13 protein-coding genes and 1 pseudogene are annotated in these 15,609 nt (G+C 54.5%); 12 read left to right on the top strand and 2 right to left on the bottom strand.

The annotated features are described in order from the left end of the window. From A4E54_RS00290 to miaB, 8 genes and pseudogenes are all read left to right on the top strand, one after another. Positions 1 to 766, top strand: a 766-nt coding sequence (locus A4E54_RS00290; protein WP_286723636.1) for a lyase family protein, incomplete at its 5' end; no start/stop codon positions are given. A 27-nt stretch (positions 767 to 793) separates the two neighbouring features. Further along, a complete protein-coding gene (locus A4E54_RS00285; RefSeq protein ID WP_286723634.1) occupies positions 794 to 2,101 on the top strand; it encodes a phosphoribosylaminoimidazolesuccinocarboxamide synthase in 1,308 nt (435 codons plus the stop codon). Between the two features lie 144 nt (positions 2,102 to 2,245). Further along, positions 2,246 to 3,679: an amidophosphoribosyltransferase gene (gene purF, locus A4E54_RS00280; protein WP_286723632.1), complete on the top strand. Its 1,434-nt coding sequence runs from the start codon at positions 2,246 to 2,248 to the stop codon at positions 3,677 to 3,679. A gap of 38 nt (positions 3,680 to 3,717) precedes the next feature. After that, positions 3,718 to 4,761: a phosphoribosylformylglycinamidine cyclo-ligase gene (purM, locus tag A4E54_RS00275; protein WP_286723630.1), complete on the top strand. Its 1,044-nt coding sequence runs from the start codon at positions 3,718 to 3,720 to the stop codon at positions 4,759 to 4,761. A gap of 12 nt (positions 4,762 to 4,773) precedes the next feature. After that, positions 4,774 to 5,391, top strand: coding sequence for a phosphoribosylglycinamide formyltransferase (purN, locus tag A4E54_RS00270; RefSeq protein WP_286723628.1), 618 nt, complete (start codon positions 4,774 to 4,776; stop codon positions 5,389 to 5,391). Positions 5,392 to 5,477: 86 nt separating this feature from the next. Then, positions 5,478 to 6,053: pseudogene (gene purH, locus A4E54_RS00265) on the top strand (bifunctional phosphoribosylaminoimidazolecarboxamide formyltransferase/IMP cyclohydrolase); the annotation flags it as partial. Positions 6,054 to 6,075: 22 nt separating this feature from the next. After that, a complete protein-coding gene (gene purD / locus A4E54_RS00260; RefSeq protein WP_286723627.1) occupies positions 6,076 to 7,335 on the top strand; it encodes a phosphoribosylamine--glycine ligase in 1,260 nt (419 codons plus the stop codon). A gap of 133 nt (positions 7,336 to 7,468) precedes the next feature. Continuing rightward, the gene (miaB, locus tag A4E54_RS00255) at positions 7,469 to 8,818 is read left to right on the top strand and encodes a tRNA (N6-isopentenyl adenosine(37)-C2)-methylthiotransferase MiaB (protein WP_240081878.1); all 1,350 of its coding nucleotides are present in this window, start codon (positions 7,469 to 7,471) and stop codon (positions 8,816 to 8,818) included. Here miaB and A4E54_RS00250 read toward each other — a convergent pair. Further along, a complete protein-coding gene (locus A4E54_RS00250; RefSeq protein ID WP_240081877.1) occupies positions 8,807 to 9,010 on the bottom strand; it encodes a TOBE domain-containing protein in 204 nt (67 codons plus the stop codon). The genes miaB and A4E54_RS00250 overlap by 12 nt on opposite strands. Positions 9,011 to 9,117: 107 nt before the next feature. Here A4E54_RS00250 and mobB point away from each other — a divergent pair, with 107 nt between their 5' ends. Together mobB and A4E54_RS00240 are read left to right on the top strand one after the other, a co-directional pair. After that, entirely contained in the window at positions 9,118 to 9,621 is a 504-nt protein-coding gene (gene mobB / locus A4E54_RS00245) for a molybdopterin-guanine dinucleotide biosynthesis protein B (protein ID WP_240081876.1), read from the top strand. An 808-nt stretch (positions 9,622 to 10,429) separates the two neighbouring features. Beyond that, positions 10,430 to 12,493, top strand: a complete 2,064-nt coding sequence (locus A4E54_RS00240; RefSeq protein WP_240081875.1) for a molybdopterin-containing oxidoreductase family protein — start codon at positions 10,430 to 10,432, stop codon at positions 12,491 to 12,493. A 181-nt stretch (positions 12,494 to 12,674) separates the two neighbouring features. Here A4E54_RS00240 and A4E54_RS00235 read toward each other — a convergent pair whose 3' ends face one another. Then, positions 12,675 to 13,310, bottom strand: a complete 636-nt coding sequence (locus A4E54_RS00235) for a TetR/AcrR family transcriptional regulator (protein ID WP_240081874.1) — start codon at positions 13,308 to 13,310, stop codon at positions 12,675 to 12,677. 246 nt (positions 13,311 to 13,556) lie between these two features. Here A4E54_RS00235 and A4E54_RS00230 point away from each other — a divergent pair, with 246 nt between their 5' ends. Next, entirely contained in the window at positions 13,557 to 14,588 is a 1,032-nt protein-coding gene (locus A4E54_RS00230; RefSeq protein WP_240081873.1) for a molybdopterin-binding protein, read from the top strand. After that, on the top strand, positions 14,527 to 15,609 hold a 1,083-nt coding region (locus tag A4E54_RS00225), incomplete at its 3' end, for a molybdopterin molybdotransferase MoeA (RefSeq protein WP_286723621.1). The genes A4E54_RS00230 and A4E54_RS00225, both read left to right, overlap by 62 nt.

Here is a 15,609-nt window from a genome sequence, read left to right as displayed (position 1 = left end):
GGGCAAGATCTCCGGCGCGGTCGGGACGTATGCCAACATCAGCCCGCGGGTGGAGGCGCATGTCTGCGCCAGGCTGGGTCTGCGGCCGGCCATGGTATCCACCCAGGTGCTGCAGCGGGACCGTCACGCGGAGTACCTGACCACCATCGCGGTGATCGGCAGTTCCCTGGACAAGTTCGCCACTGAACTGCGCAGCCTCCAGCGCACCGACATCCTGGAAGTGGAGGAATTTTTCAAAAAGGGCCAAAAGGGCTCCTCGGCCATGCCGCACAAGCGCAACCCGATCACCGGGGAGCGCGTCTCCGGGCTGGCCCGCCTCCTGCGCGGCAACGCGCTGGCGGCCATGGAAAACGTGCCGCTCTGGAACGAGCGGGATATCTCCCACTCTTCGGTGGAGCGGGTGATTGTTCCCGACAGCACCATCACGCTGGACTACATGCTGGTGAAGCTCACCGGCATCATCACCAACCTGCTGGTCTATCCGGAAAACATGCTGCGCAATGTCGAGCGCACGCACGGGCTGATCTTTTCCCAGCGTGTCCTGCTGGCCCTGGTGGAAGAAAAGGGCGTCAACCGGGAGCGCGCCTACGAGCTGGTGCAGCGCAACGCCATGCAGTCCTGGCGCACCGGGGCGAGTTTCCGCGATTTGCTGCTGAAAGACGGCGAAGTAACCGCCCTGCTCACTGAAAAGGAGATAGACGAACTGTTCGACTATAACTACCACTTGAAGCATGTGGATGATGTCTATCGGCGGTTTGGTTTGTGAGAATAAATATTGGGGTGAATGATTCCGATGAGTGAGATGAGTGAAAGGACTGTGATTGATTTATCCAAACTGCGCCAGCCGGACTACAACGGTTCGGTGCAGGAGCTGTATTTTTTGGAAGAGCATCCGGAGTGGATGGTTTGCAAGACCATGCCGGGCGGTTCGGTGTTTGATGTCGGCACTATTTTTTCCATTCCGCACAGCGACATCTGCCGGACGGCGTTAAGGCACAAAATATATTCCCTGCTGGAAACGCCTGAGGAATGGGAAAACATATACGGGCATATCTGCCGGAAGTATGCGCAGGACAAGGAATTCCTGGCATTTTTATGTGAAGGCCCGCTGGAGGATTTCCGGCTGAACGGGGCGGACACGCACCACCTGGGCATGATTGACCAGAATACCGGTGCAGTGTACGCTAAATCATTTCCCCCGCATCCGAGCCAGTATGTTTTAGTCAAGAAGTATAAAATTATCAAGCCAGGGCGCGTTTCGTACAATGATAATCATTTATGGGACTACAGCGGGTATTACGGCGCGGACAAGTATGTCGTCCCTCTGGAAAATATCGTGCGTATCGGCGTTACCTCGGGATCTTCCATTTATAGAAATTACGTGAATATGAACGGTGAAGAGAGAAAAAATTATCTTAAAGAGCTTGGGCTGCAGGAAGAGCTGGTGCCCTGGACGCTGTTCGCAAAACCGGTGGTGGACTTTACCACCAAGTATGAGCCTGAGGACAGGAGTTTGAAATTGCAGGAAGCCCTGCATATCAGCGGAAGCAACGGCAAAAGCCTGTTGGATATCATTAAAATGTGTATTCTGGGCGGGATTTTGGTGGCGGAATTCTTTAACAAACTCGGCTTGTTCTTATGGGATCTCAAGTGGGAAATCGCGCGGGACGGCGGCAAGCTGGTTTTCGTCGACACCATTGACACCGACTCGATCAGGGTGACCACTAAAGCGAATTATAATAATAAGTATTACTTTGTCAACTTTAATAAACAGTCTATGAGGGATTATTATAAGATTATGCATTCCGGCTGGTTCGAGGCCACGAAATCGGCGAAAGCGGCGGCCTTGAAGTCCGGCAGGTCTTTCCTCGAGCATTTGCGGGCCGGGCAGGCGGAAGGCTATTATCCGGGAACGCCGCAAGTCGACCGGAAATTTATCGATATTCAAGAAGATAAATTCAATACTTTGATCGCCTATATTTATGGTCAGGCCACGCTTGACCGCACTATTGAAAAGTATAATGAGATAGGCTTGAAAGAAATCGGCTACTACGACGCGAACGGTGTGCTGGGCGAGTATGACAAGCTGAACGGAATGTAGAGCAGGAGTCAGAATTCAGGAGTCAGAGAACTGGGAGACAGGAGCCAAAAGACAGGAGACAGGGAACAGAGGGCAGGAGTCAGAGAGCCGGGAATGGGAGAATGCTCCCGACCTGAATACTTGAATGTTATGGGGGAGAGGAAAATGGAGGGATACAAGAACGACCCGGGTGAAGCCCTGGAAGGGGATAAACCCAGGGAAGAGTGCGGCATCTTCGGTATCTACGGCCCCGGCCTGGACGTGGCCAGGCTCACTTACTACGGCTTGTATGCCCTGCAGCACCGGGGGCAGGAAAGCGCCGGCATAGCCGTGGCCGACGGGAGGAAGATTCATCTGCAAAAAGACATGGGCCTGGTTTCCGAAGTGTTCAACCATGAAAAACTGAACAGTTTCCAGGGGCATTTGGCCATTGGACATGTGCGCTATTCCACCACCGGCACCAACAGCCCGCTTAACGCCCAGCCGTTCGTTTTTCATTCTTCGAGAGGCATGCTCGGGCTGGCCCACAACGGCAACCTGACCAATACGACCGAGCTTCGCTCCCTGTTGTATTCCGCCGGGTCGGTGTTTCAATCCACCACCGACAGCGAAACCATTGTCAACTTGATCGCCAGGTACAGCCAGGACAGCCTTGTCGATGCCATAAAGAAGAGCATGGCCGACATCAAGGGCGCGTATTCACTGTTGATCCTTACCGAGAAAAAACTGATTGGCGTCCGCGACCCGAACGGCATCCGGCCTTTGTGCCTGGGCCGGCGCGGCAATGCGTATGTACTGGCGTCCGAGTCCTGTGCCCTGGATACTGTCGGAGCGGAGATGATCCGGGACGTGAAGCCCGGTGAAATCATCGTTGTTGACGAGAACGGCCTGAGCAGCCACATGGCCTTTCAGGACGGCAAGAGGGCGCACTGTATCTTTGAGTACATCTACTTTGCCCGGGCCGACAGCTGCATGGACAGGTTCAATATCAACAAGGTGCGCCGGGATATGGGCCGCCAGCTTGCCAGGGAGTACCCGGTCGAGGCCGACATGGTCATTCCCGTACCCGATTCAGGTATCGCCGCCGCCAGGGGTTTCGCCGCCGAATCGGGTATTCCTTTTGAAGAGGGCCTGATGAAAAACCGGTACATCGGCCGTACCTTCATTCAGCCCAGCCAGAGCATCCGTGACCTGGGGGTGAGGCTCAAGCTGAATCCCATCCGGGACGTGCTGGACGGCAAGCGGGTGGTCATGGTGGACGACTCAATCGTCCGGGGCACTACCAGCGGCAAAATTGTCAACATGCTGCGGGAGTGCGGCGTGAAAGTAGTCCACTTTTGCATCAGTTCACCGCCGGTGATCAAGCCTTGTTTTTACGGTATTGACATCTCGAAAGAGGATGAATTGATTGCCTGCCGGAAACCCCTGAGAGAAATCAGGGAGTTTATCGGCGCCGACGGTCTTCATTACCTGAGCCTGGAAGGACTGCTGAGTGTTTTCGGGGAGAAAAGGGATAATTTTTGCACCGGCTGTTTCAGCGGCGACTACCCCGTGGAAATCCCGAAGACTTGTGAGCGGGACAAGTTTATTCTTGAATGAACATAGATTATTTCTGAACTTAATTTAGGAGGTTTTTTATGGCTGAGCAGAAGACAGGCCTGACCTACGCGGACGCGGGGGTGGATATCAAAGCCGGCGACGAGGCGGTGCGCCTGATGCGCGGCGCCGTGCGGAGCACTTTCCGGCCGGAGGTGCTGGCCGACATCGGCAGCTTCGGCGGCCTGTTTGCCTTGAATACCGCCAAGTACCGCGAGCCGGTGCTCGTCTCCGGTACGGACGGGGTCGGCACGAAGCTCAGGGTGGCCATGCTGACCGGCCGGCACAACACCATCGGCATCGACGCGGTGGCCATGTGTGTCAACGATATCCTGGCCCAGGGCGCCGAGCCGCTTTTCTTTCTGGACTACCTGGCTGTCGGCCGGCTGGTGCCGGAGAAGGTGGCGGACATCGTGGCCGGGGTGGCGGAGGGCTGCCGGCAGGCCGGCTGCTCCCTGATCGGGGGGGAGACGGCGGAAATGCCCGGGTTTTACGGACCGGAAGAGTATGACGTGGCGGGGTTCGCGGTGGGAGTGGTTGAGCGCGGCAGGATCATTGACGGCCGCGGTATCGTTCCCGGCGACAAGCTGATCGGCATCCCTTCGTCGGGTCTGCACAGCAACGGGTACTCGCTGGCGCGGAAGGCGCTGCTAGACATTGCCGGTCATGGTGTGGATACCCGGCTGGAAGCGCTGGGCCGCACTGTCGGTGAAGAAATGCTGGAGCCCACCAGGATTTACGCGCGCGCGGTTTTGCCCTTGCTGGAACGTTTCGGCGTCAAGGGGCTGGCGCACATTACCGGGGGCGGGCTTACTGAGAATATCCCCCGGATTTTGCCCGGCGGCACGGCGGTGCGGATCAGGATGGGCGCCTGGCCGGCGCCTCCGGTGTTTGAGCTGATTGAGACAGCCGGCGGGGTGGAGAAAGCGGAAATGCTGCGCACCTTCAACATGGGCGTGGGCATGGTGGCCGTCGTTTCCGAAGGAGAGGCCGGCGCGGTGATGGATGACCTGGCGGCCCGGGGAGAGAAGAGTTATTTGATTGGCGAAGTGGTGGAGGGTGAAGGTGGAGTAAGGTATATTTGAGGAGGGAGAAATTTGGGCAAGTTGCGCCTGGGTGTGCTGGCCTCCGGGCGGGGGTCCAATCTTCAGGCTATCATGGACGCGGCCGCCGCCGGCAGGATAGACGCGGAGGTGGCGGTCGTAATAAGTGACCACAGCGATGCGTACGCCCTGGAACGGGCGCGGCAGCGAGGCATTCCGGCCGAGTTCGTCGATCTGAAAAGCTACGGCTCAAAGGAAGAGTACGAAAAAGTAATCGTTGAGCTATTGCAGAGGCACGGGGTTGAACTGGTGTGCCTGGCCGGCTACATGCGCGTTGTCGGCGCTGTAATGCTTAATGCTTTTCCGGATAAAATCCTGAACATTCACCCGGCGCTGTTGCCTGCTTTCCAGGGGCTGCACGGGCAGGAGCAGGCTTGGGCGTACGGGGTGAAATTCAGCGGCTGCACTGTTCACTTTGTGGACGAGGGCGTCGACACCGGCCCGATTATCATTCAGGCGGTGGTGCCGGTGCTGGACGACGACACGGCTGACACGCTGGCCGCCCGCATCCTTGAGCAGGAGCACGTGATCTACCCAAAGGCTATTCAGCGGTACGCCGAAGGCCGGCTGAAGATTGTGGGCAGGAAAGTATTCACGAAAGAGATTAAGTAGCAAAAACATTCTTTTGTCTTAAAATATTCTGAATTCTGACTCTTAAATTCTGATTACCTAAATTTTTAATCACAGGAGGACCTAATATGCCTGTTAGACGAGCATTGGTTAGCGTTTCCGATAAAGCCGGGGTGGTTGATTTCGCCCGGGGGCTGGCGGACCTGGGAATAGAAATCGTGTCGACCGGGGGCACGTTGAAAACACTCCGGGAGGCGGGCGTCCCGGTTACATATATTTCCGACGTTACTGGGTTCCCGGAAATCCTTGACGGACGGGTGAAGACACTGCACCCCAACGTGCACGGCGGCATCCTGGCCTTGCGTAACGAGGATCACCTCGGCCAGCTGAAAAAGCACGGGATTGCTCCGATCGACCTGGTGGCGGTAAATCTCTACCCCTTCCGTGAAACTGTCGCCAAGCCCGGCGTCACCCTGGAAGAAGCGATTGAAAATATTGATATCGGCGGTCCGACCATGGTCCGCTCGGCGGCTAAAAACTACCGGCATGTTTTGATCGTGGTCAACCCGGAACGCTATGGCGAAGTCCTGAACGCCCTGCGCCGGGGCGAGCCCGGCGCGGATTTGAGAATGGCTCTGGCCCTGGAGGCGTTTTCCCACACGGCTGCTTATGACGCCGCTATTACCGCTTACCTGGAAGGGCTGGGGGCAAAGGAGTGAAAATGATATGAGAGTACTGGTCGTCGGCGGCGGCGGGCGCGAGCACGTCCTGGTCTGGAAGCTCAGGCAGAGCCCGCGTGTCTCGGAAATATACTGTGCGCCGGGGAACGCCGGCATTGCCCGCCAGGCCGCTTGCGTGAATATTGGCGCCGAGGATATTCCGTCCCTGCTGGCTTTTGCCCGGGAAAAGGCCATTGACCTGACTCTGGTGGGCCCGGAGGCGCCCTTGACCGCCGGGATTGTGGACCAGTTCCAGGCGGCCGGCTTGAAAATATTCGGACCGTCCCGGGCTGCGGCGGAAATTGAGGGCAGCAAGGTTTTCGCCAAGGATATTATGGCGAAGTACAACATACCGACCGCCGGCTACGCTGTTTTTACGGACCCGGCTGAAGCCGCCGCTTATATCGAAAAAGCCGGTGTGCCGTGTGTGCTTAAAGCGGACGGGCTGGCGGCCGGCAAGGGTGTGATTATCGCCAATGACCTGCGGACGGCCCGGGCCGCCGTGCGCTCAATCATGGTGGACCGGGATTTCGGGGAGGCGGGCGCGCGGCTGGTGGTGGAGGAGTGCCTGGCCGGCGAGGAAGTCAGCATTCTCGCTTTTACGGACGGCGAGACGGTTGTACCGATGGTTTCCTCGCAGGACCACAAGCGGGCCTTCGACAACGATGAGGGGCCGAACACCGGCGGCATGGGAGCCTACGCCCCGGCGCCGGTCTATACGCCGGAAGTGGCTAAGCGCGCCATGAAAGAGATCCTTGTGCCGATGATCCGCGCGCTTAAAGCCGAGGGGCGGACCTACCGGGGAGTTATCTACGCCGGGTTGATGGTTAGCGATGGAAAGCCGAAGGTGCTCGAATTCAACGTCCGCTTCGGCGACCCGGAGGCACAGCCGGTGCTGAGCCTGCTGGAAACCGACCTGGTGGAGATCATGGAAGCCGTGTTGGAAAACCGCCTGGCTCAGATCGAAATCAAGTGGAAACCCCAGGCCTCAGTCTGCGTGGTGCTGGCCTCCGGCGGCTATCCCGGCTCTTACGAAAAGGGGAAGGCTATTGGCGGGCTTGATGTAGTGCCGGACGATATCATGGTATTTCACGCCGGGACGGCGGAAAAAGACGGGCGGATCGTCACCTCCGGGGGCAGGGTGCTGGGCGTGACCGCCACCGGTCCGGATATTCCCGCGGCTATAAGCAAGGCTTACGAAGCTGTGGAGAAGATCGGGTTTGACGGCATGCACTGCCGGCGTGACATCGGCCGCAAGGCGCTGTAAGTAAATGGGGTCAGGCTTTACTTTGTGAGATTCTAGAATAGAATCTCACAAAGTAAAGCCTGACCCCGTTTATTGCTGTTAAATGTCCGCGTCATGGGTTATAATTTAAAAGAATCAAGCAAGGAGATAAGCAATGGCCGAATTCTATCACCCGCAAACATATCATATAATTACTTTTGGCTGCCAGATGAATGAGCACGACTCGGAAGTGCTGGCCGGCATGCTGGAAAGCATGGGTTTTACTCAGGCTGACGAGGTTGACGGCGCAGACATCGTGCTTTTAAATACCTGCTGCGTCCGGGAAACCGCTGAGAACAAAGTCTTTTCGCTGCTGGGGCGCCTGCGGCGCCTGAAGAAAGAAAAACCTGGCATGATTATCGGTGTGAGCGGCTGCATGTCCCAGCAGGAAGGCATGGCTGCGAAAATAAGGCGTGGTTTTCCGCATGTCGACCTGATTCTTGGAACAGGCGGCGCCCACGAACTTCCTGATTTGATCGGGAGAGTGATCGGGCGCGGGAGCCCTGTTTTGGCAGTCCGGCCCGGTATTGGCGGGATTGCGGAAAATCTCCCGGTGAAAAGAAAAGAAGGCGTTCGCGCCTGGGTGGCGATAATGTACGGTTGCGATAATTTTTGCACGTATTGCATTGTCCCTTATGTGCGCGGGCGGGAGCGGAGCCGCCGTCCGGAGGATATCCTGAAAGAAGTTGCCGGACTGGGACGGGAAGGCTGCAGAGAAGTGGTCTTGCTTGGCCAGAATGTCAATTCCTACGGCAAAGACCTTGAGCGAGCGATGGACTTTGCCGGTTTGCTGGAAAAATTGGATAAGCATGGCGGGGAAAACGGTATTTGCCGGATACGCTATATGACCTCCCACCCGCGTGACTTTTCCGACCGGCTTATCGAAACGATCGCCGCGTCGGATACGGTGTGCGAGCATTTCCACCTGCCTGTGCAGGCGGGGAGCGACCGCGTATTGAAGAAGATGAACCGGGGGTACACCAGGGAAAGGTATCTGGAGCTTGTGGGGAAAATAAAAGCTCTTATTCCACACGCCGCTATCACCACGGACATCATGGTCGGGTTTCCCGGCGAGGATGAAAATGACTTTAACGATACGCTTGAGCTTGTCCGGCGGGCCAGGTTTGATAGTGCGTACACCTTTATCTACAACACCCGGCCGGGCACTCCGGCGGCGTCCCTGGAGGGGCAGGTCCCGGAGGAAGTGAAAAAGGCGCGCATTCAGACATTGATCAAACTGCAGAACAAGATCAGCCTGGAAAGAAACCGGGAAGAAGTGGGGCGGGAGCAGGCGGTGCTGGTTGAGGGAGAAAGCAAAACCGGGCCGGGCCTGCTGGCCGGGAAGAACAGGGGCAATAAAACGGTTGTCTTCCCGGGTGGCAGGGAACTCATCGGCCGCACCGTCCGGGTGCAAATTACCGAGTCGCATTTAGCCCACCTGACAGGCCGGCCATTATTTCATTAGCATTACTGAACTGGCCTTGATGACGGCTGTGATTTCATCACCCGCTTTAATGCCAAGTTTTTTTACCGAGTCGGCGGTAATGTTGGCGCACATTTCCTGCCCGCCGACATCAAGCGTTACTTCCGCTGAAATGTCATTTGACTTGACGTTCTTGACATGGGCTGTTAATTGATTGCGTGCGCTGAGATCCATGGATAAAACCCTCCTTTTTTGTATTATTCTGGTCAAAAAAGGATCTATTTATGCAAACGGGCATCAAAATCAAAGCAATTTTCGACTGTTGAATAGGAGCGATATACATGGAAACGTCTATCCCGGTAATCGGCCTGGCCGGTTACTCTAATTCCGGCAAGACAACCTTTCTGGAAAAGCTGATCGCTGAACTGAAACGCCGCGGCTACCGGGTGGGAATTATTAAACACACGCATCACCCGGTGGAATTTGATCAGCCGGCTAAGGATACCTGGCGGCACGCCCGGGCCGGCGCGGACGTTGTTGCCCTGGCGGCGCCGGGCGGCGTGTCCCTGATCAAAAAATTTGACCATGAACCCGTTGCGGAGAAAGTAATTTCTATGATTGACGGGGTAGATGTGATTGTAATCGAAGGATACAAGAAAGGTAAATGGCCCAAGATAGAAATTTTTCAGCAGGGAGTAACTGAACGGCCGGTAATCCCCGCGGAGGAACTTCTTGCCGTGGTGAGCAACGTGCCGCAAAGTGCCGGGGTTCCGTGCTTTGGATTGAACGACGCAGTGGGAACAGCCGATTTGATTGAACGGGTGATTATAAAGAAAGAAATATAGGTTGCCGGGCCGATAGGGTATAAAAACATAAATCACTTCATTTGAGGCAATATAAATTATGGAAGATGTTCCGATGTTTGTATTGCCTTTTTTGTCTTTTTATCATACAGTGTGTGACTTTCATACATAGTTCGGATGAATCTCTGATGAATATCCTGCCGTAAAGATAGGGTTTCTCTTGCATGCAAGTTCGGAGGTTGATTGGCATAAGAATTACATATAACCCGGTAAAACTGGCAAGGAGGGATTGCCTGCAAATATTGAATCAATAGCTCTATAGCCAAGGCCACGGCAGTGGCGTCAATACCTGAAGGACAAGATTACTTCTTAAGGAACGGTAATTCATGTTTAATCGCAGTTGTAGGCGGTCAATCAATGGTTGACAATACTGATTAATATATGAAAGAAGCCTTACGTTGACAAAGTATAATTGCTACCTATCTATTGACAATCCAAATGGTTAATGTTATACTTCAACCGATTAATTAATGTTCATTAATTAATCAATTTGCGACTAACTCTCCTTTATCCGTCCATACCGGATCATGCAGTTTTTTATCCACTGATACAAAAGTAATAGCAGCAGGAACCGGCTGAAAATAGTAGGTGTTCAAAGGGGGTGCGGCATTAAACAAAGCCGTTTCACTATTGTTCAGGTATCAGTAGAGGCGCTGCGAGTGAATGCTACTCGCTAAAGGGTGTTTAATGTGACGTCGATAAATTTGGATTTCGTAAAGGTGGTAAAATTTTGCTGGTGAGTTAGTGGTCGTTTATTCAAATCGAATAATAAATCTTGGAGGTTAAGAAAATGCAAAAGATTCAAACTGACTGTGCCTTGTGCATTAACTGCTGCGGCATTGATTGCTACGTGGAAGATGGCAAGTTGGTCAAGGTCGAGGGCACACCCGATCACTGGCTGAACAAAGGTGAAATATGCGCCAAGGCCAAATTTCTAGTGGAAGGAACATATTCCCCGAACCGCTTGAAATACCCCATGAAGAAAGTCAACGGGAAATTCGAGAGAATTTCATGGGATCAGGCAACGACTGAAATTGCTAATAAATTAGCAGAACTGAAGGAAAAATATGGCGCTCACACCCTGGCTACCTGGACCGGTTCAGTTGGTGTCGAGCACTTCGAAATGGCTGCATTTAACCAGCGCTTTGCCAAAGCTTACGGCTCGCCGAACTTCTTTAACCCGGAAGGAATTTGTTTCCGCACCCGGATCCTGGCCCGCCAGATTACCTTTGGCCGCTACCCGGTGGAACAGCCCCGCAATGCCAAATTGATTATTCTCTGGGGACACAACCCTGAGGATAGTTACTTCCCGATTGGCAAGGACATCCGGGAAAGACTCGAGAAGGGTGAGTTAGAACTAGTCGTTATTGACGTGCGCAAGATTCCGCTGGCAAAACAAGCCCTCTATCTGCAGCCCCGCCCGGGCACCGACTGCGCCATCGCCCTGGCCATGATGAATACCATTATTACTGAAGACCTTTATGACCATGAATTCGTTGAAAAATGGTGCGAAGGTTTTGATAAACTGACAGAGCATGTCAAGAAATATACACCGGAAAGAGCTGAGGAAATCAGCGGCGTGTCGGCCGCGGACATCAGGCGGGTTGCGCGGATGTTCGCAAATACCAAAGAAGCCGCCATTTTGGAAGGCGTGGGCCACCTGAACCAGTATCAAAACGGCCTCCAGACTGAAAGAGCTTTTAACATCTTAATCGCCATTTGCGGCAAAGTCGACCGCCCTGGCGGATGGGTGACCTGCCCGCAAATCCGCCTGGCCGACCTGCGTGTGCCGATTGAGGAGAAAAACCTTGGATACGATGAATACCCGGTATTCCACCAGTTCAACAAACGCACTCCCCCATACGGTTCCGCATCAATGATGACAGAGGCAATGATCTCTGAAAAGCCGTATCCGATCAAGGCCTTCATCAGCTCGGGCAGCAACCCGGCTCTGACCTTCCCGGATAGCAACCGCTTCTTAGAGGCTTTAAAGCATCTAGAGTTATTTGTAAGCATCGACCCGTACATGACCGAAACCAGCCAATTGGCCGACTATGCGCTACCTGCCTGCACCTTCCTGGAAGAGACGGGCATCGGCGGCTTCCCCTATGCCATCTCGCACTGCGTGCCCTATATCATGCTGCGCAAGAAAGTCATCGAGCCGCTTTACGAGAGCAAACCGATCTGGTGGATCTGGAGCCAATTTGGTCATAAGATTGGCTTGGGCGAATATTTCCCATGGAAGACAGACGAAGAGGTTGCGGAGCACATGTTCTCAACAACCGGTGTTACTTATCAGCAGTTGGTCGATAACCCGGCGGGCATGTATTTCGGCGAGATCGAATATGAGCTCTTTAACAGAGTCGGCTTTGCCACTAACAGTCGTAAAGTAGAACTATACTCCAAAGAGATGGAAAGGTTGGGCGCGGATCCCATGCCCGAGCACGTCGAGCCGGAACAAAGCTATGTTGCCAATCCTGAGTTGGCCAATCTATATCCGGAAACACTGCTCACCGGCGCCAGGAATCAGGAATACATCGGCGCCCAGATGCATGACGTACCCGGACTGCGGGCGTTAATGGGCGAGCCCTACGCAATGATCCACCCGGTCACCGCCAAGAAATATGACATCATCGACGGTGAAATGATGGGTGTGGAAACACAGCGCGGCCGGATCAAGATCAAAGCCAGAGTAACCGAAGATATCAGACCGGGCGCAGTGTCCATCCCGCACGGCTGGCCACAGGCCAACGTCAACCTCCTGCTTGACTCCAGGGTTAGAGACAGAGTGTCCGGCTATATTACCATGAGAGGAAATGCCTGCCGCCTCGTCAAAATAGATCCAAGCAGATAAGGCAGAAGGATAACACAGTTTCTTTCTTTTTAGACCTGAGACCTTTACTTGCAACTAATAACGCCAGCACCATTCCTAAGTTGTTAGAGATAAGTAGCATACAAGCAAATCCCCCACAAAACCCAAGATTTTGTGGGGGACAAAATTTTACAGGTTGACTAATTGTCCAAGGTTTTAAGAATCAGGCATTCCTTTTGGGCGGATTCGCATCGTCGGCCTTAATGCCCCTGTAAGCGAAGTTAAACATGATATCACTGACTTCGTCCACGGATAATCTTCCTTTCATCGAGAACCAGACGCTGCTCCGGACAATTATGGATGCGATGAGATAGCCGGCAACCTTAACATCCGTGGTGGCAAAGTAGCCGGCGTCAATACCCCGTTGGATGACTTTATGCAGGATGCTGTCGTAGATGTCGCGCAGCCTGATGATTTCTTTCCGGTGCTCGCGGGATAAATATTTCATTCCTGTGTCGGATATCATTACGTTTGACTGTTTCAGACTGGCCAGGAAGCCGAAATGGCTCTTAATCAGTGACCGTAACTGTTCAACCGGGTTTATTTCTTGATCTTTTTCCAGGTATAGAATGGAGGAAACGCCCTGTTCGGTGATGCTCCTGATTACCTCGTACAGGATGTCTTCTTTGTTTTTAAAATAATTGTAAAAGTTGGCGGGTCTGCAGTTGCAGGCGTTGGCAATGTCTTTCATGCTTGTGTTGTGATATCCTTTTTGCCAGAAGAGCACTCCCGCCTTTTCAAGAATCCAGCTTTTCTTAATTGAAGTCTGCATTTCTTTACGTTGTTTTGTCCGGATCAACTTTCTGTCAAGCTCCCTTCATGCACTCTTAATATGGGACGTGGGTGAATTGTCGGTAATTAATTAGGATGGGCAGAAAGATAATATCACATAACCCGGATATTGTCAAAGCGCGGGCGAGAAGGGCGCTGCGGATGCCATACGGAGATAAATTGCATATTTGAAAGATTGGTGTTCCGTTTGATGAGCACAGAGCGATTATCAGATTTGCGCCGTGAAAATCAAGAAAATCTAGGAGGTTATTACATGCTGAAGGTGCCTGTAGCCGAATCGGTGGGCATGGTTCTCTGCCACGATATTACCAGAATTATCCCCGGACGCAAAAAAGAACGGGCCTTCCGGAAGGGTCAGCTCATTACGTCCGGAGATATTCCTAAACTCCTGGACTTGGGTAAAGCGCACATTTATGTTTGGGAACCGGCAAACGATTTAGTCCACGAAGACGAAGCGGCCCTGCGTCTGGCCAGGCTTGCCGCAGGGCCGGGCCTGATCTGGAATGAGCCCAGTCAGGGCAAGGTAAGCCTGCGGGCCGCCCACGACGGCCTTCTGAAAGTGCGGGGCGGCCGGTTGAACCGCCTCAACAGCCTGGACGGGGTGGTCCTGGCGACTGCGCACAACAACCGGGTGGTCTTTAAAGGGCAAATTGTCGCCGGCACCAGGGTGATCCCGCTGACGATCCAGCGTCATATCCTGGAGGAAGCGGACGAAATCTGCTCCGGGCCGGAGCCGTTGCTGTCTGTAAAATCTTTTCAGCCGCTTCGGGTTGGGATTGTAACTACCGGCAGCGAGGTTTACACGGGGCGCATCGAGGACGGCTTTTACAGTGTTGTCCGGGAAAAAGCCGAGTCCTTCGGCGCACTGATGCACGGCCATGTGATCGTGCCCGATGACCCGAACTGGATCGCCGCGGAAATACGCAGGATGATCGGTGAAGGTGTAGAATTAGTAATAGTAACCGGAGGCATGTCGGTAGACCCGGATGACGTTACCCCCACCGGGATCAAGGCTGCCGGGGCCGATGTCGTCTCTTACGGGGCGCCGGTGCTCCCGGGCTCCATGTTTATGCTGGCTTATCTGGGGGATGTGCCGGTGTGCGGCCTGCCGGGCTGCGTGATGTTTAACAAAACTACCGTTTTTGACCTTGTCCTGCCGCGTGTTTTCGCCGGTGAGCGGTTGAGCAAGGCAGATATTGTCGCCCTGGGACAGGGCGGGCTCTGTGAAGAATGCGAGGTTTGCCGCTATCCGGCGTGTTCATTCGGCAAGGCGGCAGAAATCTAATAGTAAGGGCGGGAGAAGTAGAGTGCTTGAAAATGTGGAATTGGAAAAGGCGCGGGAGTTGATCTTGAGCCGTGTCACGCTTTTGCCGGGGGAGACTGTTCCCCTGCTGCAGGCGTTGGGCTGTGTTATTTCGGAAGACATATATGCGGACCATGACCTGCCCCAATACCCGCAGGCTGCGGTAGACGGCTATGCCGTGCCCGCGGAAGGCGGGAGCGACCACACGCGCTTTGAGGTGAAAGAACGCCTCCTGCCGGGTGAAACTCCCCGCTCGGAGATCGGCCCCGGCCAAACTGTCGCAGTTGTTACGGGCGGTCCTTTACCTGCCGGCGCGGCGGCGGTTATTCCGCAAGAGGCTGCTGAACCGGAGGGCGAATACATTACTTTTCGAGGAAAGATCCCGCCTGGCGGCAACATTAAAGTGCAGGGAGAGGACTTTCACGCTGGAGATCGGTTTGCCCGCCAAGGCACCGTCCTTAATCCCGGGTTGGCCGGCGTGCTGGCGGCTTATGGGAAAACGGAGGTGGACGTGTTCAGGCGCCCGCGAGTCGCTATTTTAGGTTTGGGACCGGATATCGTTTCCTGCAGTGAAACACCGCGGCCGGGCCAGATGCGGGACAGCAACGGCTTGCTCCTGGCCGCGCTGGTGACGCGCGACGGAGGGCGGGTGACCAGCGTTGAATTGGCCGGCGCTGAAAGCTCCACGGAAATAAGACAACGGCTGGAGAAGCTGCTTCAGATGTCCGACCTCGTGCTCACTACCGGCGGGACGGCTTACGGGGTTGGTGATCAGGCTGTTTCCGTATTTAAACAAAGTGGAGCGGACTTGTTGTACTGGGGCCTCAAAGTAAAACCGGGCGGTCACGGCAGCGCTGCCGTCCGCGAAAACAAGCTGATCATTTCACTTTCCGGAAATCCGTCGGCGTGCGCGGTGGGGTATTACTTGCTGGCGGTGCCGGTTTTGCGCGCTTTGCAGGGGCTTGACCCCGGCCAAGTTCGCCTTGCGGCGGTTTGCGCCGAT

The organism is Pelotomaculum sp. PtaB.Bin117 (genome assembly GCF_002067195.1).
GTDB classification, from domain to species: domain Bacteria; phylum Bacillota; class Desulfotomaculia; order Desulfotomaculales; family Pelotomaculaceae; genus Pelotomaculum_D; species Pelotomaculum_D terephthalicicum.
Note: the sequence above shows the minus strand (reverse complement) of the source record. Positions and strands in the feature narration are given on the sequence as shown.

Coding starts and splice junctions, on each gene's coding strand:
- A4E54_RS00285 (WP_286723634.1), top strand. CDS start 794: ATGAGTGAGATGAGTGAAAGGACTGTGATTGATTTATCCAAACTGCGC.
- purM (WP_286723630.1), top strand. CDS start 3,718: ATGGCTGAGCAGAAGACAGGCCTGACCTACGCGGACGCGGGGGTGGAT.
- purF (WP_286723632.1), top strand. CDS start 2,246: ATGGAGGGATACAAGAACGACCCGGGTGAAGCCCTGGAAGGGGATAAA.
- A4E54_RS00250 (WP_240081877.1), bottom strand. CDS start 9,010: ATGGATCTCAGCGCACGCAATCAATTAACAGCCCATGTCAAGAACGTC.
- A4E54_RS00240 (WP_240081875.1), top strand. CDS start 10,430: ATGCAAAAGATTCAAACTGACTGTGCCTTGTGCATTAACTGCTGCGGC.
- A4E54_RS00230 (WP_240081873.1), top strand. CDS start 13,557: ATGCTGAAGGTGCCTGTAGCCGAATCGGTGGGCATGGTTCTCTGCCAC.
- purD (WP_286723627.1), top strand. CDS start 6,076: ATGAGAGTACTGGTCGTCGGCGGCGGCGGGCGCGAGCACGTCCTGGTC.
- mobB (WP_240081876.1), top strand. CDS start 9,118: ATGGAAACGTCTATCCCGGTAATCGGCCTGGCCGGTTACTCTAATTCC.
- miaB (WP_240081878.1), top strand. CDS start 7,469: ATGGCCGAATTCTATCACCCGCAAACATATCATATAATTACTTTTGGC.